The 23,720-nt window shown below is 64.5% G+C and carries 20 protein-coding genes; 10 read left to right on the top strand and 10 right to left on the bottom strand.

All coding sequences use genetic code 11. The features are described 5' to 3' along the window. Positions 1-174: 174 nt before the first annotated feature. The 4 genes from QA643_RS12325 to hpaR all read right to left on the bottom strand — a co-directional run bounded on the left by QA643_RS12325 (position 175) and on the right by hpaR (position 4,517). A complete protein-coding gene (locus QA643_RS12325; protein WP_283033425.1) occupies positions 175-1,698 on the bottom strand; it encodes an altronate dehydratase family protein in 1,524 nt (507 codons plus the stop codon). A 154-nt stretch (positions 1,699-1,852) separates the two neighbouring features. Continuing rightward, positions 1,853-2,632, bottom strand: a complete 780-nt coding sequence (locus tag QA643_RS12320; RefSeq protein WP_283033424.1) for an aldolase/citrate lyase family protein — start codon at positions 2,630-2,632, stop codon at positions 1,853-1,855. A gap of 51 nt (positions 2,633-2,683) precedes the next feature. Then, entirely contained in the window at positions 2,684-3,769 is a 1,086-nt protein-coding gene (locus QA643_RS12315) for a malate/lactate/ureidoglycolate dehydrogenase (protein WP_283033423.1), read from the bottom strand. 208 nt (positions 3,770-3,977) lie between these two features. Further along, positions 3,978-4,517 (bottom strand): homoprotocatechuate degradation operon regulator HpaR, encoded by a 540-nt coding sequence (gene hpaR / locus QA643_RS12310; RefSeq protein ID WP_283033422.1) that lies wholly within the window; start codon positions 4,515-4,517, stop codon positions 3,978-3,980. A gap of 147 nt (positions 4,518-4,664) precedes the next feature. Between hpaR and hpaH the strand changes: the two genes are divergently transcribed. The 6 genes from hpaH (at position 4,665) to QA643_RS12280 (ending at position 11,223) form a co-directional block, all read left to right on the top strand. After that, the gene (gene hpaH / locus QA643_RS12305; RefSeq protein WP_283033421.1) at positions 4,665-5,471 is read left to right on the top strand and encodes a 2-oxo-hept-4-ene-1,7-dioate hydratase; all 807 of its coding nucleotides are present in this window, start codon (positions 4,665-4,667) and stop codon (positions 5,469-5,471) included. A gap of 29 nt (positions 5,472-5,500) precedes the next feature. Beyond that, on the top strand, positions 5,501-5,899 hold the full coding sequence (locus QA643_RS12300) for a 5-carboxymethyl-2-hydroxymuconate Delta-isomerase (protein ID WP_283033420.1): 399 nt from the start codon (positions 5,501-5,503) through the stop codon (positions 5,897-5,899). Next, positions 5,892-7,436, top strand: a complete 1,545-nt coding sequence (gene hpaE, locus QA643_RS12295) for a 5-carboxymethyl-2-hydroxymuconate semialdehyde dehydrogenase (RefSeq protein ID WP_283033419.1) — start codon at positions 5,892-5,894, stop codon at positions 7,434-7,436. The genes QA643_RS12300 and hpaE overlap by 8 nt, the downstream gene beginning before the upstream one ends. A gap of 104 nt (positions 7,437-7,540) precedes the next feature. Continuing rightward, positions 7,541-8,524, top strand: coding sequence for a 3,4-dihydroxyphenylacetate 2,3-dioxygenase (gene hpaD, locus QA643_RS12290; RefSeq protein ID WP_283033418.1), 984 nt, complete (start codon positions 7,541-7,543; stop codon positions 8,522-8,524). 171 nt (positions 8,525-8,695) lie between these two features. Next, complete coding sequence (locus QA643_RS12285) at positions 8,696-9,565, top strand: fumarylacetoacetate hydrolase family protein (protein ID WP_283033417.1); 870 nt, start codon at positions 8,696-8,698, stop codon at positions 9,563-9,565. A 29-nt stretch (positions 9,566-9,594) separates the two neighbouring features. Continuing rightward, positions 9,595-11,223: a thiamine pyrophosphate-dependent enzyme gene (locus QA643_RS12280; RefSeq protein WP_283033416.1), complete on the top strand. Its 1,629-nt coding sequence runs from the start codon at positions 9,595-9,597 to the stop codon at positions 11,221-11,223. Positions 11,224-11,322: 99 nt separating this feature from the next. Here the strand turns inward: QA643_RS12280 and QA643_RS12275 are convergent, their stop codons facing one another. The 5 genes from QA643_RS12275 to QA643_RS12255 form a co-directional block, all read right to left on the bottom strand. Continuing rightward, the gene (locus QA643_RS12275) at positions 11,323-12,546 is read right to left on the bottom strand and encodes an MFS transporter (RefSeq protein ID WP_283034786.1); all 1,224 of its coding nucleotides are present in this window, start codon (positions 12,544-12,546) and stop codon (positions 11,323-11,325) included. 189 nt (positions 12,547-12,735) lie between these two features. Further along, positions 12,736-13,389 (bottom strand): DNA oxidative demethylase AlkB, encoded by a 654-nt coding sequence (gene alkB / locus QA643_RS12270; protein ID WP_283033415.1) that lies wholly within the window; start codon positions 13,387-13,389, stop codon positions 12,736-12,738. 12 nt (positions 13,390-13,401) lie between these two features. Next, entirely contained in the window at positions 13,402-14,142 is a 741-nt protein-coding gene (locus tag QA643_RS12265; protein WP_283033414.1) for a 2OG-Fe(II) oxygenase, read from the bottom strand. A 198-nt stretch (positions 14,143-14,340) separates the two neighbouring features. Next, entirely contained in the window at positions 14,341-15,027 is a 687-nt protein-coding gene (locus QA643_RS12260) for a DUF2848 domain-containing protein (RefSeq protein ID WP_283034785.1), read from the bottom strand. After that, positions 15,020-16,369 carry an amidase gene (locus QA643_RS12255; protein ID WP_283033413.1) on the bottom strand — a complete coding sequence of 450 codons (1,350 nt, stop codon included), beginning with the start codon at positions 16,367-16,369 and terminating at the stop codon, positions 15,020-15,022. Before QA643_RS12255 ends, QA643_RS12260 begins: the two co-directional genes overlap by 8 nt. Before the next feature lie 217 nt (positions 16,370-16,586). Here QA643_RS12255 and QA643_RS12250 point away from each other — a divergent pair, with 217 nt between their 5' ends. From QA643_RS12250 to QA643_RS12235, 4 genes are all read left to right on the top strand, one after another. Beyond that, on the top strand, positions 16,587-17,000 hold the full coding sequence (locus tag QA643_RS12250) for a Zn-ribbon domain-containing OB-fold protein (protein ID WP_057839588.1): 414 nt from the start codon (positions 16,587-16,589) through the stop codon (positions 16,998-17,000). 5 nt (positions 17,001-17,005) lie between these two features. After that, positions 17,006-18,145, top strand: coding sequence for a thiolase (locus QA643_RS12245; protein WP_283033412.1), 1,140 nt, complete (start codon positions 17,006-17,008; stop codon positions 18,143-18,145). Positions 18,146-18,325: 180 nt separating this feature from the next. Next, on the top strand, positions 18,326-19,240 hold the full coding sequence (locus QA643_RS12240; RefSeq protein ID WP_283033411.1) for an SDR family oxidoreductase: 915 nt from the start codon (positions 18,326-18,328) through the stop codon (positions 19,238-19,240). A 268-nt stretch (positions 19,241-19,508) separates the two neighbouring features. Next, complete coding sequence (locus QA643_RS12235; RefSeq protein ID WP_283033410.1) at positions 19,509-20,675, top strand: SMP-30/gluconolactonase/LRE family protein; 1,167 nt, start codon at positions 19,509-19,511, stop codon at positions 20,673-20,675. 170 nt (positions 20,676-20,845) lie between these two features. Here QA643_RS12235 and ppc read toward each other — a convergent pair whose 3' ends face one another. Further along, positions 20,846-23,632 carry a phosphoenolpyruvate carboxylase gene (ppc, locus tag QA643_RS12230; protein ID WP_283033409.1) on the bottom strand — a complete coding sequence of 929 codons (2,787 nt, stop codon included), beginning with the start codon at positions 23,630-23,632 and terminating at the stop codon, positions 20,846-20,848. Positions 23,633-23,720 lie beyond the last annotated feature (88 nt).

Raw genomic sequence — 23,720 nt, 5'->3', positions numbered from 1 at the left:
AGCAGAACACCGGTTCCGGGTGGGATCAAGCACTAACAACGGGCATGGGGTGCCTATGGGGCAGGCTGAGCCCCCGTCATTGCGAGCGCAGCGAAGCAATCCATCTCTCCGTTATGCCGCGCTATGGATTGCTTCGCTGCGCTCGCAATGACGGTTGAGACAGTCTGCCCGCCCTCACATCGTCGCGCCCAGCACCCAGGGCGCGAATTCGGCGCTGCCGAAGTCAAAGCTTTCGCTCTTGGTCGGCTGGCCCGATGCCGTCTTCAGCATCAGCTCGAAGATGCGCTGGCCGCATTCCTGCACCGTCTCTTCGCCGTCGAGGATGGTGCCGCAGTTGACGTCCATGTCGTCTTCCATGCGCTTGTACATCGGCGTGTTGGTGGCGAGCTTGATCGACGGCGCCGGCTTGCAGCCGAACACGCTGCCGCGGCCGGTGGTGAAGCACACCATGTTGGCGCCGCCCGCCACCTGCCCGGTTGCGGCGACCGGGTCGTAGCCGGGCGTATCCATGAAGACAAAACCCTTCTTGGTGATCGGCTCGGCATAGTTGAGCACGTCGACAAGATTGGTGCTGCCGGCCTTGGCCATCGCGCCGAGCGACTTCTCGAGAATCGTGGTGAGGCCGCCGGCCTTGTTGCCGGGGCTCGGATTGGCGTTCATCTCGGCGCCTTCGCGTTGCGTGTATTCCTCCCACCAGCGCATCAGGCCGACGAGCTTTTCGCCGACCTCGCGGCTGACCGCGCGGCGCGTCAACAGATGCTCGGCGCCATAGGTCTCCGGTGTTTCCGAGAGGACCACGGTGCCGCCGTGACGCACGAGGAGATCGCTCGCCGCGCCGAGCGCGGGGTTAGCCGATACGCCGGAATAGCCATCGGAGCCGCCGCATTGCAGAGCCACGGTGAGCTCGCTCGCCGGCACCGGCTCGCGCTTCACTTTATTAGCGTCGGTCAGCGCCTCCTTCACGAAGGCAATGCCGGCTTCCACCGTCTTGCGGGTGCCGCCGACTTCCTGGATGTCCATCGCGCGCAGGCGCCCGGCGAGCTTCTGCTCCTCCATCAGCCCGCCGATCTGGTTGACCTCGCAGCCGAGGCCCAGCACGACGACATGAGAGAAATTCGCGTGCCGCGCATAACCGCCGAGGGTCCGGCGCAGCAGCGCCAGCGGCTCGTTCTGTGTCATGCCGCAGCCGGTCTTGTGGGTTAGCGCGACCACGCCGTCGACATTCGGATAGTCGGCCAGCGGATTGTCGCCGGTGAACGGATTCTTCTTGAACATGTCGGCGACGATGCCGGCGACATGGGCGCTGCAATTCACCGAGGTGAGGATACCGATATAGTTGCGCGTCGCCACGCGGCCGTCGGCGCGGCGGATTCCCTCGAAGGTCGCCGGCAGATCGAAATTCGGCACCGGCTTGACGTCGACGCCATAGGCATAGTCCTTGGCGAAATCGCCCATGCCGCAGTTCTGCGTATGCACGTGCTGGCCCGGCGCGATCGGCGCGGTGGCAAAGCCGATGATCTGGCCGTAACGCCGCACCGGCTCACCGACCGCAATCGGCCTGATCGCGACCTTGTGGCCCGCTGGGATCCGCTCGGTGGTGGTGACGCCGTCGGCGACCACCATGCCCGGCGGCAGGCTCGCGCGCGCGATCAGCACGCCGTCGTCGGGATGCAGGCGGATCACGGGGGCTGGGGTCATTGTGGTGTCTCCTGAAATCTAGCTATCTTGCCCCGGATGCTGCGCAGCGCAAAGCGCTGCGCAGCATCCGGGGCCCACCCTTGCTGCAACTACTAGGTCCCGGCTCTGCGGTGCAGCGTTACACGCTGCTCCGCGTCCGGGACACGAGAGCCTTTTACGCCTTCCCGGCGCTATCCTTCCTGGTCTGGTTCACCTGCATCCTGGCGTAGGTCGACATCAACCCGACCTCGTTCGAGAGCGTCACCAGCTTGAAGCCCATGTTGATGGCGCGCACCGCGCCTTCGGCGCCGGAGCAGTGGATGCCGGGGTTGAGGCCGCGCTTGCCGCATTCCTTGATGATCTTCTCGTAGATCTTCAAAATCTCCGGTTCGTCGCGGTCGAGCTTCGGCACCAGGCCGTAGGAGAAGCCGAGGTCGGACGGGCCGATATAGACGCCGTCGATGCCCTCGACGTCGAGGATCGCTTCCATGTTCTCCACCGCCGTCCTGGTCTCCATCATCGGCAGCAGCACGATCTCGTCATTGGCCGTCTTCTGGTACGAGCCGGCAGTGCCGTACAGGCCGGCGCGGATCGGGCCGTTTGAGCGCGTGCCCTTCGGCGGATATTTGGCGAACTGAACCAGATCCTTGGCTTCCTGCGGGGTGTTGATCATCGGGCAGATCACGCCATAGGCGCCGCCGTCCAGAACCTTGCCGATGATGCCGGGCTCGTTCCAGGGCACGCGGACCATCGGGGTCACCGGGTGGCCGTTCATCGCCTGGAAGCATTGAACCATCGAGAGATAGTCCTGCACGCCGTGCTGCATGTCGACGGTGACACTGTCGAAACCGCATTGCGCGATTACTTCGGCCGAGAATCCTGAGGGGATCGCGAGCCACGCGTTCACCACGGCCTTGCCGGAGGCCCATACTTTCTTGACGTTGTTTGAAGTCATTGCTCGCCTTCCCTTTGTGATCGTTGCGATTGTTGGAGTTCGTGAATTGGATTAGCTGGCCGCGCGCTGGATGGCGGCCTCGCTGACGCCGACCTCGCGTGCGGTGTTGACGATTGCGGCCCAGGTGTCGTCAGGCAGCGGCACACCGTTCTTGGTCCGCTCGGCGCGCGTCTTCCGTTCAGGGTCACCCGGCACCAAGACACTCTCGACGCCGGCGATCGGCTTGGTCTGGCGGATGAAGTCGGTATAGCGCGAAATCTCGCCATCGAAGAAGCCCGCGGTGTCGATCACCTTGGGATCGACAAAGAAGGACAGCATGCCGTTGGCGAACTGCCGTCCGCCCGAGGTGGCGCCCGTGCCGGTCAGCGCGCCGCCGAGCAGCTCACAGATGAAGGCAAGCCCCGAGCCCTTGTGCTCGCCGAAGGCGCGGATTGCGCCGGTCCCCTTGGTGTGGTCGCGCGGCCCGTCCGGCGTGTAGGGCCCGTACAGAACGGAGGGTTCCTCGCTGAGCGTGCCGTCGGCATCGACGAGCGCGCCGGTCGGCAGCTTCTTGCCGCCGCGGCTCGCCACCAGCACCTTGCCCTCGGCGACGATGGAGGTTGCAAAGTCGAGCACGATCGGATCCTGCCCCTGGCGTGGAATGCCGACGCAGTAAGGCGCGGTCGAGAGTCGCTTCTGCACGCCGCCGAACGGCGCCACCAGCAGCGAGCCCGCGGCGTTGACGAAATGTACCGACACCAGCCCTTCGGCGGCGGCCATTTCCGCCCAGTCGCCGACGCGGCCGATATGCCCGGCATTGCGCAGCGCGATCGCGGACAGTCCCGCCTTCTTGCACTTCTCGATGCCGGTCCGGACCGCAAAGGGCGTCACGGTCTGGCCGTAGCCGAACTTGCCGTCGATCACCGCGAGCGACGGCGTATCGACGACGATTTCGGGAGTCTGGTTGGGAACAACGTTGCCGGTTTTCTTCCAGCGAATATAGACCGGCACCCGGATCACGCCATGGCTGTCATGTCCCGTGAGATTGGCCGTCGTGAGATAGGTCGCGATGCGCCTCGCCTCTTCCGGCGAGGATTCCGCGTGCGAGAAAACGTCAGTGACAAAATCGATCAGATTGTTGACTTTTATTGTGACCATTTCCGGATTTCAGCCTGTCCTTGCCCGGGATGCCTGCCCATCGGCGGCACACCTTCGCTTCCCGCGCCGGTTTTGATGACCGGCTTGACCGGCACTTTGAGCGAAAAACCACGCGCGTGTCTACTCGCCTCGATCGCATTAGCCAAATGATCGCAATCATTTGCCCGCCTGCTATGCACCGGGCCGGTAGCATCATGCAAAATTGCGCTTACTCTTCTTCAGCCGCTGCGTCGCCCTCGCCCGCTACCTCCATCGCCGCGAGGCTGCGTTCCAGTTCGCCGAGCATGTCCTGCAATTCGCCAAGCTTGCGCGCACCATAGCGATTGGTGATCTCGGCGTAGATCGCCTCCGACGTCGGCGCAACCGCCTCGATCAGCTTGAGCCCCCTGGTCGAGATCGAGACCTCGCCGCGACGCAGATCGGCCTTGGCGGTGCGCCGCTCGATCAAATCGCGCGCTTCGAGGTCGCGCAGGATGCGCGACAGGCTCGGCCCCAAGAGAAAGGCAACACGCGCCAACTCGGTCACCTCGATGGTGTCGATCGCCGTCAGCGCGCGCAGGATCCGCCATTGCTGTTCGGTCAGGCCGTGGTTGCGCAGCGACGGCCGGAACTGGCGCATGACAGCTTCGCGGGCGCGCAGCAGCGACATCGGCAGCGAGCGGGAGAATTCGCGCATCGGCCCGCGGCGGGGCTCTGGCGTTTCCGCCTGCTCCGAACTCGATCCGTTCGGCGATCTCTTGCCTGCCATCTTCTCTGGTCCGTTACTTCCGGAATCGTCGCTATCGCCAAGGATAAAGTTTTGCGGCGCAACAAGCATCAAATCAGTTTGCGCCGGAGAACTTAACATGTTAAACAAATTTCAGCACGTGCTTTTTCCGTTCCCCCGGACGCAGCCATGGCCCTTTCCCAAGATCAAATCCGCAGCGCTGCAGAGCGGCTCGACCGCGCCGAAAAGACCCGTACGCAGATCCGCCAGCTTTCGCTCGAGCACCCCGACATAACGATCGAGGATGCCTACGCTATTCAAAAGGTCTGGGTCGAAATGAAGGTCGCGCAGGGGCGCGCCGTGAAGGGCCATAAGATCGGCCTGACCTCCAAGGCGATGCAGAGCGCGCTCAATATCGACGAGCCGGATTCCGGCGTCCTGCTCGACGACATGTTCTTTGCCGATGGTGGCCTGGTGCCATCCGACCGCTTCATCGGTACCCGCGTCGAGGCCGAACTGGCGTTCGTGATGAAGTCGCGGCTTTCGGGGCCGGACTGCACGATGTTCGACGTGCTCAACGCCACCGACTTCGTGGTGCCGGCGCTGGAGATTCTGGACACGCGGGTCGAGCGAGTCGACCGAGAGACCGAGGCAACGCGGAAGATTTTTGACACCATCGCCGACAACGCAGCCAATGCCGGCATCGTGCTCGGCGGCCGTCCGATCCGCCCCCTGGATGCCGATTTGCGCTGGATCGGCGCGCTCTGCTTCCGCAACGGCCAGCTCGAAGAAACCGGGCTCGCGGCCGGCGTTCTCAACCATCCCGCAACGTCCGTCGCCTGGCTCGCCAACAAGATCGCACCGAACGGGCTGGCGCTGGAGGCGGGACAAGTAGTGCTGGCGGGATCGTTCATCCGCCCGATCGAGACCCGCAAGGGCGACACGATCCAGGCCGACTATGGCCCGTATGGTTCGGTGAGCTGCTACTTCGCCTGAGGCTTTAAGAGAGTTGGAGCAATCGGAACATGCCGCACTTCACGATTGAGTATTCAGGCAATCTGGACGGGTGCGTCGACATGGGCGGCGTCGTCGAACTGGTTCGCAAGGCTGCGGTCGAGACCGGCATCTTCCCGCTCGGCGGTATCCGAGTCCGCGCCATCAAATGCGAGCACTATGCGATCGCCGACGGTCGGCAGACTTACGCCTTTCTCGACATGGTGCTCCGCCTCGGCGAGGGCCGCGATCTCGCCACCCGCAAGAAGGCGGGCGAGCATATTTTCGAGGCCCTGTCGGCCTATCTCGATCCAGTGTTTGCGAACGAGAAGTTCGCGTTGTCGTTCGACATGCAGATCAACGACAAGGAAACCAGCTGGAAACGCAACAACATCCACGAAGCCCTGAAGGTGGAAACGATCAATGGATAAAGCGACACCCAAGGACGTGTTTCAAGCAAATCGCGACCGCGCAGCCCCCCTGCTCGCCAAATTAAAGAACGAGGGCATCGGCCACATGATCGACGGCAAGATCGTGCCGTCGGCTTCGGGCCAGACCTTTGAGACGAAGTCGCCGGTGGACGGCGCGGTGCTGGCGTCCGTCGCCCGCGGCACTTCCGAAGATATCGACCGCGCGGCTGATGCCGCCAGCCGGGCCTTCAAGGCCTGGCGCGAGGTTTCGGCGGCGGCGCGGCGGAAACTCTTGCATCGCGTCGCCGACGCCATCGAGGACCATGCCGATGACATCGCCGTGCTCGAATGCATCGATACTGGGCAGGCCCACCGCTTCATGGCCAAGGCCGCGATCCGGGCGGCGGAAAACTTCCGCTTCTTCGCCGACAAGTGCGCCGAGGCGAGAGACGGCCTCAACACACCCTCCGAGGAGCACTGGAACATCTCGACGAGAGTGCCGATCGGCCCGGTCGGCGTCATCACGCCGTGGAACACACCGTTCATGCTGTCGACCTGGAAGATCGCGCCTGCGCTCGCCGCCGGCTGCACGGTCGTGCACAAGCCGGCGGAATGGTCGCCGGTGACGGCGGACCTGTTGGCAAAACTCGCCAAGCAGGCTGGCCTGCCCGACGGCGTGCTCAACACCGTCCACGGGTTTGGCGAGGAAGCCGGCAAGGCGCTGACCGAGCACCCCGCGATCAAGGCGATCGGCTTTGTCGGCGAGAGCGCCACGGGGTCTGCGATCATGGCACAGGGCGCCCCGACCCTGAAGCGGATACATTTCGAGCTCGGCGGCAAGAACCCTGTCATCGTGTTCGAGGACGCCGATCTCGACCGCGCGCTCGACGCCGTCGTCTTCATGATCTATTCGCTGAACGGCGAGCGCTGTACCTCCTCCAGCCGGCTTTTGGTTCAGGAGAGCGTTGCGGACAAGTTCATCGAGAAGCTCACCGCGCGGGTGAAGGCGCTGAAGGTCGGGCATCCCCTCGATCCCGCCACCGAAATCGGGCCGCTGATCCACGAGCGGCATCTCGCCAAGGTCTGCAGCTATTTCGACGTCGCGAAGCAAGACGGCGCCACCATTGCGGTCGGCGGCAAGCCGCATGACGGCCCGGGCGGCGGGCATTACGTACAGCCGACGCTGGTCACCGGCGCGAATGCAAACATGCGGGTGGCGCAGGAGGAGGTGTTCGGCCCGTTCCTGACGGTGATTCCGTTCAAGGACGAGAAGGATGCGATCGAGATCGCCAACGGCGTGCAGTACGGCCTCACCGGCTATGTCTGGACCGGCGACATGGGCCGCGCGCTGCGCACGGCCGACGCGCTGGAAGCCGGCATGATCTGGCTCAACTCCGAAAACGTCCGTCATCTGCCCACCCCGTTCGGTGGCATGAAGGCCTCCGGCATCGGCCGCGATGGCGGCGATTACTCGTTCGACTTCTACATGGAAACCAAGCACGTCTCGCTCGCCCGCGGGAGGCATAAGATTCAGAGACTTGGCCTGCCCTCATCCTGAGGAGCGGGCGCAAGCCCGCGTCTCGAAGGATGGGCCACGGGCCACATGGTTCGAGACGGCGCTTCGCGCCTCCTCACCATGAGGATTAACAATTGAGAAACCACATGCCCGTTCCGACTCACACATTCACCCCGCCCTTCAACATCATCCGCTGCAGCCACGCCGTGCTTGAGGTCGTCGATCTCGGCAAGAGCCGCGCCTTCTACGAGAACACCATCGGCCTCCATGTCGAGGACGCCGATGACAACGCGGTGTACCTGCGCGGCAGCGAGGAGCAGCAGCATCACTCGCTGGTGCTGCGGAAAGCCGTCACCGCGGCCTGCAGCCGGCTCGGCTTCAAGGTCGGCAATGACGGCGATCTCGACAGGGCCGCGACGTTCTTTTCCGAGAACGGCATCCCTTACGCCTTCGCCGATCAGCCGTTCCAGGGCCGCACGCTGCAGTTCACCGATCCCGCCGGCTTCCAGCTCGAACTCTACGCGACCATGGAAAAACGCCCGCATCTGCTGCGGCGCTACGACCTCTACAAGGGCTGCCACCCGCAGCGGCTCGATCACTTCAACATCTTCGCGCCCGAGGTTCAGGGCACCATGGACTTTTATGCGCGGCTCGGCTTCCGGCTGACCGAATATGGCGAGGAGGACGGGCCGAACGGACGGATTGCTGCGGCCTGGATGCACCGCAAGGGCAATGTCCACGACCTCGCCATCACCAACGGCCGCGGCCCGCGCCTGCACCATATCGCCTATTGGACGCCGACCGCGATGAACATCCTGCATCTCTGCGACGTCATGGCGTCCAGCGGATACCTCAAGAACATCGAGCGCGGCCCGGGACGGCACGGCATCTCGAATGCGTTCTTCCTCTACGTCCGCGACCCCGACGGCCACCGCCTCGAGCTCTATACCAGTGACTATTTCACCGGCGACCACGACCACGAGCCGCTGCGCTGGTCGCTGAAGGACCCGCGCCGGCAGACGCTGTGGGGTGCACCGGCGCCGCGCTCGTGGTTCGAGGAAGGATCGCCCTTCACCGGGCAAAAGGTGCGCGAGCCGGCATTCGTGGCCGACGTCACCATTGCGGATTAGAGTCGTGCGCCGTGCCGATAATGAGCTTCCCCACGCGTCGTCCCGGCGAACGCCGGGACCCATAATCCGCGGCGGTAATGTTGCAGAAGGTGTCTGCCTTGGTGCCCAAAAGATAAGACACGGCGTATGGGTCCCGGCGTTCGCCGGGACGACATGGAGTATCGGATAACAATGACGTCTCCCCGCCTCGCCACCTACACCATCAACGGCGCGCAGAAGTACGGCGCCGTGACCGATGCCGGCATCGTGGATCTCTCCGCGCGGTTCGGAAAGGAGTTTCCGACGCTGCGCGAAGTCATCGCGGCCGGTGCACTGATGAAGCTCGCGGACGAAGGCGCGCGGCATCAGCCGGATCACGCGCTCGATGCGATCATTTGGCAGCCGCCGATCCCGGCGCCGGAAAAGATCATCTGCATCGGCGTCAACTACCCGGACCGCAACGCCGAATACAAGGACGGGCAGGACGTGCCGAAATATCCGAGCATGTTCATGCGCACGCCGCGCTCCTTCGTCGGCCACAACACGCCGCTGGTGCGCCCACGCGCCTCCGCGCAGCTCGACTATGAGGGCGAACTGGTGCTGGTCGTCGGCAAGGCCGGCCGGCACATCAAGGAGAGCGACGCGCTGGGGCATATCGCCGCCGTCACGCTCTGCAACGAGGGCACCATCCGCGACTGGGTGCGGCACGCCAAGTTCAACGTCACGCAGGGCAAGAATTTCGATTCGACCGGCAGCCTCGGGCCATGGATCGTACCCTACACCGACGAGAGCCAGATCGCGGACATCCGCCTGACCACCAAGGTCAATGGCGAGACGCGGCAGGACGACCGCACCGGGCGGTTGATCTTCGGCTTCCGCTCCCTCATCAACTATCTCTCGACCTTCACCACGCTGGTTCCAGGCGACGTCATCGTGACGGGCACGCCGACCGGCGCCGGCGCACGGTTCGACCCGCCGCGCTATCTCAAGCCCGGCGACGTCGTCGAGATCGAGGCCGAGGGCGTTGGCGTGCTGAGGAACGGCGTGGTCGACGAAGCCTGACAATTCCTGAGAAGCGAGTGGATAGCACAATGACACCAACCTCCGGCGGCGAAGCAATCGTCAATGGCCTTGTCGCGCACGGCGTCGACACCGTGTTCGGCCTGCCCGGCGCGCAAGTTTATGGCCTGTTCGACGCCTTCCATCAGGCGCAGCTGAAGGTGATCGGCGCGCGGCATGAGCAGGCCTGCGGCTACATGGCGTTCGGCTATGCGCGCTCGTCCGGCAAGCCCGGCGTGTTCAGCGTGGTCCCCGGCCCCGGCGTGCTCAATGCCAGCGCGGCGCTGCTCACCGCGTTCGGCTGCAACGAGCCGGTGCTTTGCCTGACCGGTCAGGTGCCGACGTCGTTCCTCGGCAAGGGCCGCGGCCATCTGCACGAGATGCCGGATCAGCTCGCGACCTTGCGCACCTTTGTGAAATGGGCCGAGCGCGTCGAATATCCTGGAGCTGCACCGAACGTGATGTCGCGCGCGTTCCAGGAAATGCTTTCGGGACGGCGCGGTCCAGTGTCTGTGGAGATGCCGTGGGACGTGTTCACCCAGCGCGCGCAGGTCGGCCCGTCGGAGGTGTTCGATCGCCTCCCCGCGCCGCAGCCCGATCCCGACCGCATCAAGGCGGCCGCCGCGCTGATCAAGGATGCGAAGCGGCCGATGATCTTCGTCGGCAGCGGCGCGATCGATGCGCGCGATGAAATCCTCGAACTTGCCGAGATGATCGATGCGCCCGTGGTGGCCTTCCGCAGCGGCCGCGGCATCGTCTCCAACGCGCACGAGCTCGGGCTGACGATGGCCGCGGCCTACAGACTGTGGACGAATACCGATCTGATGATCGCGATCGGCACCCGCGCCGAACTGCCGACCTCCGGTTTCCGCTGGCCGTACCAGCCGAAGGGTTTGAAATCCGTTCGCATCGATATCGATCCCGTTGAAATGCGCCGGGTGACGACCGACGCCGCCATCGTCGCCGATGCCAAGGCCGGCACGGCCGATCTGGTCGCCGCAGTGAAAAAGGCCGGCTACAGCAAGACCAGCGGCCGGCGCGGCGAGATCCGCGAGGCGACCGCGGCGGCGCAGCAGGAAATTCAAAAGGTGCAGCCGCAAATGGCGTATCTGAACGTCCTGCGCGAGGTGCTGCCGGCGAACGCCATCGTTACTGACGAGCTATCGCAGGTCGGTTTCGCCTCCTGGTACGGCTTTCCAGTCTATGAGCCCCGCACCTTCATCACCTCAGGTTATCAAGGCACGCTCGGCTCGGGCTTTCCGACTGCGCTCGGCGCCAAGGTCGCCAATCCCGACAGGCCGGTGGTGGCTATCACCGGCGATGGCGGCTTCATGTTCGGCGTGCAGGAGCTGTCGACCGCCGTCCAATTCAAAATCGGCGTGGTCACACTGGTGTTCAACAACAACGCCTACGGCAACGTCCGCCGCGACCAGCGCCAGCATTTTGACGGCCGCGTGGTCGCGTCCGATCTCGTCAATCCGGATTTCGTGAAGCTTGCCGAATCCTTCGGCGTTCCAGCGGTGCGCGTGGCGTCGCCCGATCAGTTCAAGCCGGCGCTGGAAAAAGCGCTGGCCGATGGCGGGCCCTACCTGATTTCGGTGGAAGTGCCGACGGATTCGGAAGTGAGCCCATGGGCGTTCATTCACCCGCCGAAGCCTTGATTTAGTACGTCGTTCCGGGTCGCGTCGAAGACGCGAACCCGGAACCTCGAGATTCCGGGTTCGGTCCTACGGACCGCCCCGGAATGACGGCGGAGAGAACTAGGCTCGCTTCATTACTTCCCTCTGCATCCGCGCCGCCGCGATCACCAATAGCCCCGCGCCCGCCACCGACCAGCACGCAACCGGGGCCCACTGCAACAGCGGCGCATATTCCGGCAGCTTCTGCAGGCCACCGGCCACCGCCGCCATCCGCGCAAAGGTGGCCAGCGCCAGCGCGGAGAACACCAGCCCCACCACCTTGCCCTCGGCACCGGTCTCCCCGATTGCCAGCGCCGCCGAGACAGCGGCCATCAGCATGCAGCCCCACGCGGCGCCTGCGACCAACTGCGCCGCCATCAGGATATTGAGATTGCCCGCCATTTCCGCAGCCACCACCGCGAGCGCGCCGAACAGGCCCGCCGCACCAATCACGATCAGCCCGCCGCGGTGCTTGACCACGATGCTCGCCGGAAACATCGCGATGTTGAAGCCGATCCAGAACACCGGCATCAGCCATGGCAATTCGTCCGGCCTGGCAAACCGCAGGAAGAACGGCGTGCTGTTGATGGAAAAATGCAGTTGATAGCCGAGCGACAGGATGACCATCGAGGCTATGAAGAACATCGGTACCGGTCCGAACGGTTTCGCGGGCGCAACCGGCTGTTTTGCGACAGGAGGTGCCAGCGCCAGATCACGTTCGACCTTCGAAAGAGCCAGCGTGGTGAGCAGCAGTACCACGCCCGAGATCACGAAGGGCAGCCGCGGGTCGTGGTTGCGCAAAACGACGCCGAGATAGGGCGAGACCGCGCCGGCCAGGCCGTAGCCGAGCATCGTCAGCGCCGACAAAAATGGAATCGCCGGACGCGCGGCGTATTTGCCGAGCAGCGTCAGCGGCGGTGCCCGCAGCGCCGACGACGTCACGACCCAGATCAGGATCAATCCGATGAACCAGGCCTGCGCGGCCGGTCCGGTGCCCGCCACGTACGGTAGCGCGACAAACGCCGCGCAGGAGATCGCGGTCACGACGCCGACGACTACGCCGAGCCGGCCGACGTACGGCACGATTTTATCGGCAGCTATGCCCATTGCGGTATCGGTGATCGTGAAGATCGCCTGGTCCAGCATCAGGATCAGGATCACGGCCGTCGGCGCGATGCCGACGTCAGCGCAGAGTTTTGGCAGGTAGATGACGTAGGTGGTCCAGCCCAGCGTGAAGACCAGTTGCAAAATCGCGAGATAGACGCCGGTGCGGTTAGCGCTGGTTTCGGACGCTGCGGTTGTCATGCTCATGTCGGCCCCCGGCCGGATGAGCATAGACCACGAAGCGTTCCAGTGAAAAGCAATCGATACGGTCTCGTGCCCCGGATGCAGCGCAGCGTGAAACGGTGCGCTGCTAAGCCGGGGCCTGCCGCGGCATTGGGTCCCGGCTCTGCGACGCAGCGCTCCACGCTGCGCCGCGTCCGGGACACGAGATCAGCGCACCTTGCGAAATGTCAGATTGATCCGCTGGCGGCCCAGCACCGGGTGCTCGCCGTCGGCCAGCGGCGCCACGCCATGAAAGAACAGCCGCGACGGTCCGCCCCAAACCACAACGTCGCCGTGCTCCAGCCGGTAGCGTGCGGTCTTGTCGGCACGCTTCGCGCCGCCAAACAGGAAGATCGCCGGCAGCCCGAGTGAGACCGAGACGATGGGCGCCGCAAAATCCAGCTCGTCCCTGTCCTGATGCAGCGACAGTTTTGCGCCAGGCACATAGCGGTTGATCAGGCAAGCCTCCGGGGCGAAGCCGTTGAACCCGGCGTCATCAGCAGCTCTGGCCGCCAGCATGCGCAGCACGGGCGGCATCGCCGGCCACGGCTGTTTGGACTCGGGATCGATGGCGTCATAGCGGTAGCCGGTCCGGTCCGACACCCAGCCGGCACTGCCGCAATTGGTCATCGCGACCGACATGCGGTGGCCGCCCGGCGTGATCAGATGCCGGAACGGCGCCTGTTTGACGATCACGCGCAGGGCCGGAAGCAGTTCGCCCTCAAAGGGCTTCGCAAAACCACGCAGCAGCACCGCACCGTCCGCCATCACCCCGCGCGATGGGCGCGTGTCGCCAACGCTTTCGAACAAATCCGCAGTCAATTCAGTCCGCACTCATTTGGCATCGTGGAAGATCACGCCGACGGTGTGGCGATGGCCCGATCTGATCCGGCTCACCCCATGGCGCAGATTAACGCGGTAAGGTCCGCGCGTCCCCTGCACCGGACGGTGATGCACAGCAAAGGCGACCGCATCGCCTTGACGGAGCGGCACCACTTCAGGCCGCGACTGCATCCGCGGCCGCTGCTCGGTCAGCACGAACTCGCCGCCCTCGAAATCGCGCCCCGGTTCCGACAGCAGGATCGCGACCTGCAGCGGAAACACATGCTCGCCGTAGAGGTCCTGATGCAGGCAGTTGTAATCGCCCTCGCCATATTGCAGCAGCAGCGGCGTCGGCCGCGTCTGCCCGGCGTCGTGGCAGCGTTTAAGGAACGCGGCGTGCTTGTCGGGATAGCGGATATCGATCCCCATCGTCTCGTTCCAGCGATTGGCAATGCCGCAGAGCCGTGCATACAGCGCGGGCCGCAGTTCCGCGATCAGGTCCGGCAGCGGATAGGCAAAATACTTGTACTCGCCGCGGCCAAAACCGTGGCTGCCCATCACGATCCGGCTGCGGAAGTTCGCGTCGTCGGGATAGAGCGCGGCGATGGCAGCGCATTCATCCGGCGACAGCAACCCCTTCAGGACGGCGCAGCCCTGCGCGTCGAGATCGGCCTCTATTTGCGCCCAGTCGATGGCATCCACGCGGCCGGCGACGGTGAACGGACGGTCGATATTTCTTGCGGTTGCTCTCATGGCACCAATATCGCAATCCGGGCTTGTCGAAGCCACCCGATTTCCGAATGCTCGGTCGTCGTCCCGGCGAACGCCGGGACCCATACGCCGCGGCGATTGTGGCTGAGCACGAGGGGCCGACGGCCTCTTTCAACAACAGATGACCGGGATTATGGGTCCCGGCGTTCGCCGGGACGACGCAGAGACAATAGTTGACGCCTACCCCAACACCGGCATCGTGATCACATCATAGCCGTGGCTGATCTTGCGCTTCAGCACGGGGTCTTCCAGCTCGAAATCAAAACGATCGGCCGGACGGATGCCGCCCTTGGCGGCGAAGGTGCCGCCGAACATGGCGCAGCCGTCCGGCAGCCCCTGGCCGCCGAAGCCGCGCGCGATCAGGTCTTTTACCGGAAGCATCGCGTCCAGCGTGCCCTCCTGGTAGAGCACGCGGGCGCCGCCGATCGTGGCCCAGGAGCGCAGGATCATCCTGTCCCAATGGCCGATGACGTCCTCCAGCTCCCATAGCGTAGAGCCCATCGGCTTGTCGCACATCTGCTTGGAGACGGTGACGCTGTAGCTCTCCACCTTGCGGTCGGTATGGTCGGAGCCGCAGCCGACGAAGATGCGGCCCTGCCAGCCGATCAGCACGAACTCGACCTCGCCCGAGGAATCTTCGCCGGAGACCTCGATGCGGTCGGCCAGCGTGATCCGCCGCGCCGAGCAGCGGTAGTAGATCGGCGTCGTTGCCGGACGTGCGATGCCGATCGCTTCGAGCTCGGCGATGTGCTTGTCGCGCGCCACCGGATCACGCCCGGTCCAGCCGGCAATCACCGCCTGATCGATCGCCAGCGTCAGCGGCGTCAGCAACCCCTTGTCATCGACGTTGAAGGTCAGATCAAACACGGATGACATCCTCCATTCCGGCCGCGAGTTCGAAGATGCGGCGGTCAGACCCGCCGGCGGCGGCGAGCATCAGCCCGACCGGCACCTCGCCTTCACCGTGCGCCGGCAGCGAGATCGCGCAGCCGTCGAGCATGTTGATCAGCGTGCAGTTGCGCAAGGAACGCAGGTTCTGGACGGCGAAGGCCTGGTCATCGGCGAGGTCAGCAATTTTCGGCGGCGTATTCGCGGTGGTCGGCAACACCAGTGCGTCATAAGGCGCGATCCGTTTCTCAGTGCGCGCAATGAACGAGCTGCGCGCGCCAAGGATATCGATGTAGTCGGCCGCGCTGATGCTCTCGCCGCGCAGGATGCGGACGCGAACGCGGGGATCGTAGACGTCGCCCTTGCTCGCGAGCAGATAGCGATGCCAGGCGTAGCTCTCCGCGGCGGCAAACCCGCCCTTGCTGTTCATGACCAGGACGTCATTGAATTCCGGCACCTCGATCCGCTCGATCAGGGCGCCCTGACGCGACAGCGCGGCGAGCGCGCGCTCGAAGGTCTTCGCGACCTCGTCGTCGAGATCGTCGAGCGCTATCGTCGTGGGCACCGCGAGCCGCATGCCCTTGACCGGGCGCGGTTGCAGCGGCTGCACGGCTTCATCGGCCAGCACCGCGTCGAGCACGGCGCAGCAGGCGACGCTACGCGCCAGCGGGCCAAAGCTGTCGAGCGAGGACGATAGCGGCACGCCGCCTGTGAGCGGCACGCGGGCCTGCGTCGGCTTGTAACCGACGATGCCGTTATAGGCCGCCGGGATCCGGCAGGAGCCGCCGGTATCGGTGCCGAGCGCGCCATAGGCCATGCGATCGGCGATCGAGACTGCCGCGCCCGAGGAGGAGCCGCCGGGCACGTGGCCGACGCTGCGATTGAACACGCTCTTCGGCGTGCCGTAATGCGGATTGATGCCGATGCCGGAATAGGCGAACTCGGTCATGTTGGTGCGGCCAATCACGACGAAGCCGGCCCGGCGCAGCCGCGCTACGACGGGCGCATCGGCCTCTGCGGGCGCGGAATCCTCAAGGGCCCGCGATCCTGCGCGTGTTACCTGTCCCTTGATGTCGTAGAGATCCTTGATCGACACGGGAATGCCGGCATAGGGCGACGGCGCGGCGTTGGCTTTGCGCAGATGATCCATCGCGTCCGCAGCGGCGAGCGCGGCGTCCTTGTCGACATGGATAAAGGTGCGCGCGCCCTCGCCGGCGGGATCGGCAATTCGTGCGAGGCACTCCTCGACGAGTTTGCGCGCGGTGGTGCGTCCGGCATCGAGATCGGCGGCGAGGCTCGCCAGCGTCGGATGGTCAGGCATGGCTCTCTTGTCTGTCTGGATCGCTTCCGGGCTGAAAGCAATTTACCGTGGCGCGGACTATCTCCGATGATGGGGTGGCATACAAGCGCTCTCGGGCGCAGGAATGCGGCCATGCAATTGCCGCTAGCGCAGAACCGTTGACGGCCCACAGTCAATGTCGCATCAAGATCGCAACGCTCAAGCAAAACGCCCGATTTCCCAAGGAGAAATTGCCGAGATGGCCGAACCTGCCCGCGCGAGACCAAAGCCGACACCGGAAACCCAGCATTTCTGGGATGGAACGCAGGCCGGCGAACTCCGCCTGCAGCGCTGCGATGCCTGCGCCAATGTCTATTTCCCGCCGCGCCCGTTCTGTCCCTCCTGCGCCTCGCGCAAGGTTTCCGTGTTCAAGGCGAGCGGCAAGGGCAAGCTCTATAGCTACGTCATCAACCACCGTCCGGCGGCGCCCGGCTTCACCCCGCCTTACGCGATCGCGGTCGTCGAGCTCGACGAAGGTCCGCGCATGATGAGCAACATCATCGATTGTCCGCAGACGCCGGAGGCGCTGGAGCTCGACATGAAGCTCGAAGTCGCCTTCGAAAAACTCGACGACAAGATCACCCTTCCCTTGTTCCGTCCGGCGAAGGGGTAAGCACCATGCGCAGAAACCAGGTCGCCGTCGTCGGCGCTGCCGAGACCACCGAGCTCGGCGTCATCCCCAACATGTCGCAGATCCAGCTTCATGCGGATGCGGCGCTCAACGCCATTGCGGATGCCGGGCTGAAACTCTCCGATATCGACGGCATCGCCACCGCGGTCGAAACCCCGCAGCAGATCGCGCACTATCTCGGCATCACGCCGACCTGGGTCGACGGCACCTCGGTCGGCGGCTGTTCGTTCATGCTGCATGTCCGCCATGCCGCGGCCGCGATCGAGGCCGGTCTCTGCAAGACCGTATTGATCACGCATGCGGAAAGCGGCAAGTCGATGGTCGGCAAGCTGCCGCGCTCGACGCCGCCCGATAGCCTCAACGGCCAGTTCGAAGCACCGTTCGGTGTCTACGGCCCACCCAGCATGTTCCCAATCCCCGTGCTGCGCTTCATGAAGACCTACGGCATCACCCATGAGCAGCTTGCCATGGTCGCCGTCGTGCAGCGCGAATGGGCCGCGAAGAATCCGCGTGCGACGATGAAGGACCCGATCACGGTCGCCGACGTGCTCAACTCGCGCATGATCGCCTACCCGTTCCGCCTGCTGCAATGCTGCCTCGTCACCGACGGCGGCGGCGCGCTGATCCTTACCTCGGCCGATCGCGCCAGGGACTTTCCGAACAAGCCTGTCTACATCCTCGGCACCGGCGAGAGCGTGGAAACGCCGATGGTCAGCCAGATGGAGACCTTCAACTCCTCGCGCGCCTTCAAGGTCGCAGGCCCCCTAGCCTTCAAGGAGGCCGGCATCACCCACAAGGACGTCGACCACCTGATGATCTACGACGCCTTTGCGCATCTGCCGCTCTATGGCCTCGGCGATCTCGGCTTCATGCCGCATGAGGAAACCGGCAAGTTCATTGCCGACGGCAACACGAGGCCCGGCGGCAAGCTGCCGCTCAACACCAATGGCGGCGGCCTTTCCTACATGCACTCCGGCATGTACGGCATGTACGCGCTGCAGGAGAGCGTGCGGCAGATGCGCGGCATCGCGCCGGCACAGGTGCCGAATGCGAAAATCTCGGTCTGCCACGGCGTCGGCGGCATGTTCGCCGCCAGTGGTACGATCATCTTTACGAACGAGAAATGAGCGAGCTGCCCGCCTCTCCCTCTCCCCGTTCTTACGGGGAGAGGGTTGGGGTGAGGGGCTGCTTCCACACACTCGGACTCGCGGAGAGTCCCCCTCACCCGGATCGCATCTACGATGCGATCCGACCTCTCCCCGCACGCGGGGCGAGGTAAGAACGCCGGATCAATCGGGAGAACTTCAATGGCAAAATCACTGCAAGACAAAGTCATCATCGTCACCGGCGCAGGCCGCGGCATCGGCCGCGAAATCGCGCTGCTCTGCGCCGCCGAAGGCGCAAAAGTCGTCGTCAACGATCCCGGTGGTGCGGCCGACGGTGCCGGTTCGAGCGCAGCGCCTGCTGAGGAGGTCGTCGAGGAGATCAAGAAGCGCGGCGGCACAGCCGTCGCCAATTTCGAGTCGGTGGCCGAAGCGATACCCGCCAGCAAGATCGTGAAGACCGCAACCGATCATTTCGGCCGGCTCGACGGCGTCGTCAACAATGCCGGCATCTTGCGCGACATGATCTTCCACAAGATGAGCGTGGAAGCCTTCGAGGCCGTCATCAAGGTCCACCTGATGGGCTCGTTCTACGTCTCGCACGCCGCCGCGCGGATCTATCGCGAGCAGGAGAGCGGCTCCTTCGTGCACTTCACCTCGACCTCGGGGCTGATCGGCAATTTCGGCCAGGCCAACTACGCCGCCGCCAAGCTCGGCATCGTCGGCCTGTCGAAATCGATCGCGCTCGACATGGGCCGCTTCAACGTCCGCTCCAACTGCGTCTCGCCGTTCGCCTGGACCCGCATGATCGGCACCATCCCGACCGAGACCGACGCCGAGAAGGCGCGCGTCGAGAAGATCAAGCAGATGGGCCCAGAGAAGATCGCGCCGCTGTGCGGCCATCTGCTCTCCGATGCCGCCAAGGACGTCACCGGACAGATCTTCGGCGTGCGCATGAACGAGATCTTCCTTTTCAGCCAGAATCGTCCGATCCGCTCGGTTCACCGCGGCGAAGGCTGGACGCCGCAAACCATCGCCGAGCACGGCATGCCTGCACTGAAGGGATCGTTCTCCAAGCTCGACCGCTCCGCGGATATCTTTACGTGGGATCCGATCTGAGCCGGGCACGACGCGCAGCCTAGGGTGAGCAAAGACGCGTAGCGTCGTGCCCACCACTCTGCTCCTGCGAGACCTCATCCTGAGGAGCCGCGTAGCGCCGTCTCGAAGGATGAATGGCACCAGCCGGGCCGCATGGTTCGAGACGGCGCGACGCGCCTCCTCACCATGAGGGACTAATAGTTGCGGTTCTCCAGCACAGCCTGCCCGCTTTATGCCGGAATGCGGGCTGATGCTTTTCCTCCCAACAAAAAACACATGGGAGGAAATCATGACAACCTCACTGACCTTTTCCGATCCCCAGCGACAAGGCGGCGGCCTCGACCGTCGCAAGATATTGACGGGCGCGGCAGCGCTGGCCGCTTCCGCCGTAACGGTGAAGACGGCTTCCGCCGCTTCCGTCGCACCGCTCGGCCAGACCGGCGCGCCGACCACGGCAACGCAGCCGCTGCCGCTCGGCCCGCTTCCCGGCGCGCGCTATCCCGATGCCCGCCTGGAATCGATGAAGAAGCCGAAGGTCTCATTCGGCCCCACCGGCTTCCCCGCCTTCGCCGGCACCATGGCAGTCGAGCGCGTCGCGACCGGGTTCCGCTGGGCCGAAGGTCCGGTCTACTTTCCGGCCGGGCGCTATGTTCTGTTTAGCGACATTCCCAACAACCGTATCATGCGCTTCTCGGAGGATGACGGTCACGTCAGCGTCTATCGCCAGCCGTCGATGAACTCGAACGGCAACACGATCGACCGCGAAGGACGTTTGATCACCTGCGAGCATTCCGGCCGCCGCGTCACCCGGACCGAGCTCGACGGCTCGATCACGATCATCGCCGACAAGTACAATGGCAAGAAGCTGAACGCGCCGAACGACGCAGTGGTCGCTGCCGACGGTTCGATCTGGTTCTGCGATCCGATCTACGGCATCGGCGGCTATTACGAGGGGATCAAGGCCGAGCCCGAGCAGGAAAAACACAATGTCTACCGGGTCGATCCGAAATCCGGCGACATCAAAGTGGTCGTCGACGACTTCGTCGAGCCGAACGGCCTCTGCTTCTCGCCCGACGAGAAGAAGCTCTACATCTGCGATACCGGCTTCACGGACGGGCCGGACAACCCCTCGCATATCCGCGTGTTCGACGTCGATCTCGCGGGCGGAAAACTGTCCAACAGCAAGGTCTTTGCGGACATGCCCAAGCCCAGCATTACCGACGGGCTGCGCTGCGATCGTGACGGCCGCGTCTGGTGCTCGGTCGGATGGGGCGATCCGAACGAGGACGGCGTGCGCTGCTATACGCCCGACGGCGATCTGCTCGGCAAGATCCACATCCCCGAGACGGTCGCCAACATGTGCTTCGGCGGCCAGCAGCGCAACCGGCTCTACATCTGCGGGTCGTCGTCGCTGTATGCGGTTTATACAAGTGCGCAGGGTGCGATGAAGCCGTGAGGGGCCTGTAGTTGTTGAGCGCCCACCACGAGTCGTCCCCGCGCACGCGGGGACCCATAACCACAGGGTTCTATTGTAGGAGGATGATGTCTCCCATCCTGCCTTACTGAAAGATCACGCGGTATGGGTCCCGGCGTTCGCCGGGACGACGGCGGAGGGAATGGCGCCCCTCACCCGCTGTTGCGCAACCCCGCCGAAATCCCGTTGATCGTGAGCTGAATCCCGCGCAGCACCTGCTCGTCCGGGTTCTGCGCGCGGTGCTCCTTCAACAGCTCGACCTGCACGTGGTTGAGCGGATCGAGATAGGGGAAGCGGTTGCGGATCGAGCGTTCCAGCAGCGGGTTGCCCTGCAACAGCCGCTCATGGCCCATGATGTCGAGCAGGGTCTCGATCGAGGCATGCCACTCGCGGCGAATGCGGCCAAAAATGCTGTCGCGCAGCTTCACGTCGGGCACCAGCTCGGCATAGCGCGAGGCGATCGCGATCGAGCTCTTGGCGAGCACCATGTCCATGTTCGACAAGAGCGTGCGGAAGAACGGCCATTCGCGGTAAAGCTCCTGCAGGAACGGCATGCCCTGCTCCGGATGCTCCGCGATCCAGGTTTCCACCGCCGAACCGAAACCGTACCAGCCCGGCAGCATCAGCCGGCACTGCGCCCAGCTGAACACCCAGGGAATGGCGCGCAGGTCCTCGATCTCGCGGGTCTTCTTGCGCGACGCCGGGCGGCTGCCGATGTTGAGCGTCGAGATTTCGGTGATGACGGTGGAGCCCCAGAAATAATCGGCAAAGCCTTTGGTCTCGTAGACCAGCCCGCGATAGGCCTTGAAGGCGAGCGCCGACAATTGCTCCATCGCGGTCAAATACTCCTTCCGCGGCGCACTCTGGCGCGGATGCAGCAGGCTCGCTTCCAGCGTGGCGGCGGCAAGGATCTCCAGATTGCTGCGGCCGACTTCCGGGTTGGAATATTTGCTGGAGATGATTTCGCCCTGCTCGGTGATGCGGATCTGGCCATTCACCGCGCCGCCGGGCTGCGCGATGATGGCATCATAGGAAGGCCCGCCGCCGCGGCCGACCGAGCCGCCGCGGCCGTGGAACAGGCGCAGCCGCACGTGGTGGCGCTCGAACACCTCGACCAGCCCGATTTCGGCCTTGTAAAGCTCCCAGCCCGAGGTGACGAAGCCGCCATCCTTGTTGCTGTCGGAATAGCCGAGCATCACCTCCTGAATGCCGCCGCGGCTGTCCACCAGACGGCGGTAATCATGCAGCGACAACATCCGGTCCATGATGCCGGAGGAGGCCTGCAGATCCTCGATCGTCTCGAACAGCGGCACGATGTTGATGGCGCTGCGGCCGGACGGGTTGATCAACCCGACTTCCTTGAGCAGCACCGCCACCTCCAGCATGTCGGACATGCCCTTGCACATCGAGATGATGCATTGGTGGATCACGTCGGGGCCGAACCGCGCATGCGCTTCCGCCACGGCACGAAACACCGCGAGTTCGCCTTGCGTCTCCTCGCTGTATTTGACGAAAGCCGAGCTGAGCGGTCTTGCGCTGCGCAGCTCGCCGAGCAGCAGATTGATGCGCGCCTCCTCGCTCAAGTCCATGTAGGACATGCCTGATATCGCCGCATCGAACAGCTCGGCCACGGTACGCTCATGCACCGCGGAGTTCTGCCTGATGTCGAGCCGGGCGAGATGGAAACCGAAGCAGTCGACGGCGCGGCGGAGCAACCGCAGCCGCCCGCGCGCGATCACGCCGGAATTATTGGCGATCAGCGAACGGTCGAGCACGTCGAGATCAGCCTTGAATTCCTTCACGCTTCCATAGGGCGCGGCCTCGCCGACCGGCCGGCGCGTGGTCTCGACCTCGAGCCGCAGCGCGGTCGCCGTCAGCCTTGCATAGATACCCGACACCGCAAGGCGATACGGCTCGCCGCTCCGGTGCGGCGAAGTATCCGGCGAACGCTCGGCCAGCGCGCGCAGCTCGTCGGAGACATCGGCAAGATGCGCCGCCAGCGACAATTCCGACCCGAGCACATGCAGCTCTTCCAGATAGAAGCTCATGATGCGGCTCGATTGCAGGCGCAGCGTGCCGCGCATCACGTCGGCCGTGACAAAGGGATTGCCGTCGCGGTCGCCGCCGATCCAGCTTCCCATGGTCAGGAATGATGCCAACTCGCCCGGCGCGCCGCCGCCCTCCTTCTGGTTCAAGCGGTCTTCCAGCGCGCAATGCAGCCGCGGCACCTCGTGCAGGAAGGTGTAGTCGTAGAACGACAGGCCGTTGGAAACTTCGTCCAGCACGTTCAGCTTGGTCCGGCGCAGCAGGTTGGTCTGCCACAGCGTCAGCACGGCACGGCGGAGCTGCTCGTCGCAGGCCTCGGCCTCTTCCGGCGTAAGCTGCACCCGTTCGCGCCGGTCGAGCAGCGCGGCGATCTCCATCTCGCGGTCCATCGTGCTCTTGCGCCGGACCTCGGTCGGATGCGCGGTCAGGACCGGGCTGACCTGTGCATTCCCGAAGAAGCGGCGCAGCTCGGCGGCGCCAATGCCGGCCGCCTTGGCATGCGCCAGCGTCTGCGTCAGCGTGCTCGGCCGCGGCCCGGCCGGACCCCGGCCACGCATCTGGCGGATGTTGTTCTGGTCCTCGGCGATGTTGGCGAGGTGCGAGAAATAGCTGAAGGCGCGGACGATCCGCACGGTATCGGCAGTCGACATGCTGTCGAGGATGGTTTCCAGCTCGCGCCGCGCCAGCTTGTCTTCGTCGCGGTGAAACCGGATCGAGGTCTGCCTGATGCGCTCAACGAGGTCGAAGACGTCGGCGCCCTCCTGGTCGCGGACGGTATCGCCGAGAATGCGCCCGAGCAGGCGGATATCGGTCCGCAGCCGGGCATCCTCCTCCAGCGCCAGCGCCTCGTCGCTGCGATTGGACCGGATCTCGGTCTGGGACGGCATGGTCATAGGCTCGCACCTCAGAAACTACCCGGCGGTCCCGAGTGTGCAATTTTTTTGCCGCAGTGCAAGATAAACATGGATGCACCGCGCCGGT

Origin of the sequence: Bradyrhizobium sp. CB3481, from assembly GCF_029714305.1 — a bacterium.
GTDB lineage: Bacteria > Pseudomonadota > Alphaproteobacteria > Rhizobiales > Xanthobacteraceae > Bradyrhizobium.
The sequence above is the reverse complement of the archived record's forward strand: the minus strand, read 5'-3'. Positions and strand labels throughout refer to the sequence as shown.

Bases quoted from the DNA above. Each gene is read 5' to 3' on its own strand.
- QA643_RS12325 (WP_283033425.1), bottom strand. From the start codon at position 1,698: ATGACCCCAGCCCCCGTGATCCGCCTGCATCCCGACGACGGCGTGCTG.
- QA643_RS12320 (WP_283033424.1), bottom strand. From the start codon at position 2,632: ATGACTTCAAACAACGTCAAGAAAGTATGGGCCTCCGGCAAGGCCGTG.
- QA643_RS12315 (WP_283033423.1), bottom strand. From the start codon at position 3,769: ATGGTCACAATAAAAGTCAACAATCTGATCGATTTTGTCACTGACGTT.
- hpaR (WP_283033422.1), bottom strand. From the start codon at position 4,517: ATGGCAGGCAAGAGATCGCCGAACGGATCGAGTTCGGAGCAGGCGGAA.
- hpaH (WP_283033421.1), top strand. From the start codon at position 4,665: ATGGCCCTTTCCCAAGATCAAATCCGCAGCGCTGCAGAGCGGCTCGAC.
- QA643_RS12300 (WP_283033420.1), top strand. From the start codon at position 5,501: ATGCCGCACTTCACGATTGAGTATTCAGGCAATCTGGACGGGTGCGTC.
- hpaE (WP_283033419.1), top strand. From the start codon at position 5,892: ATGGATAAAGCGACACCCAAGGACGTGTTTCAAGCAAATCGCGACCGC.
- hpaD (WP_283033418.1), top strand. From the start codon at position 7,541: ATGCCCGTTCCGACTCACACATTCACCCCGCCCTTCAACATCATCCGC.
- QA643_RS12285 (WP_283033417.1), top strand. From the start codon at position 8,696: ATGACGTCTCCCCGCCTCGCCACCTACACCATCAACGGCGCGCAGAAG.
- QA643_RS12280 (WP_283033416.1), top strand. From the start codon at position 9,595: ATGACACCAACCTCCGGCGGCGAAGCAATCGTCAATGGCCTTGTCGCG.
- QA643_RS12275 (WP_283034786.1), bottom strand. From the start codon at position 12,546: ATGACAACCGCAGCGTCCGAAACCAGCGCTAACCGCACCGGCGTCTAT.
- QA643_RS12265 (WP_283033414.1), bottom strand. From the start codon at position 14,142: ATGAGAGCAACCGCAAGAAATATCGACCGTCCGTTCACCGTCGCCGGC.
- QA643_RS12255 (WP_283033413.1), bottom strand. From the start codon at position 16,369: ATGCCTGACCATCCGACGCTGGCGAGCCTCGCCGCCGATCTCGATGCC.
- QA643_RS12250 (WP_057839588.1), top strand. From the start codon at position 16,587: ATGGCCGAACCTGCCCGCGCGAGACCAAAGCCGACACCGGAAACCCAG.
- QA643_RS12245 (WP_283033412.1), top strand. From the start codon at position 17,006: ATGCGCAGAAACCAGGTCGCCGTCGTCGGCGCTGCCGAGACCACCGAG.
- QA643_RS12240 (WP_283033411.1), top strand. From the start codon at position 18,326: ATGGCAAAATCACTGCAAGACAAAGTCATCATCGTCACCGGCGCAGGC.
- QA643_RS12235 (WP_283033410.1), top strand. From the start codon at position 19,509: ATGACAACCTCACTGACCTTTTCCGATCCCCAGCGACAAGGCGGCGGC.
- ppc (WP_283033409.1), bottom strand. From the start codon at position 23,632: ATGACCATGCCGTCCCAGACCGAGATCCGGTCCAATCGCAGCGACGAG.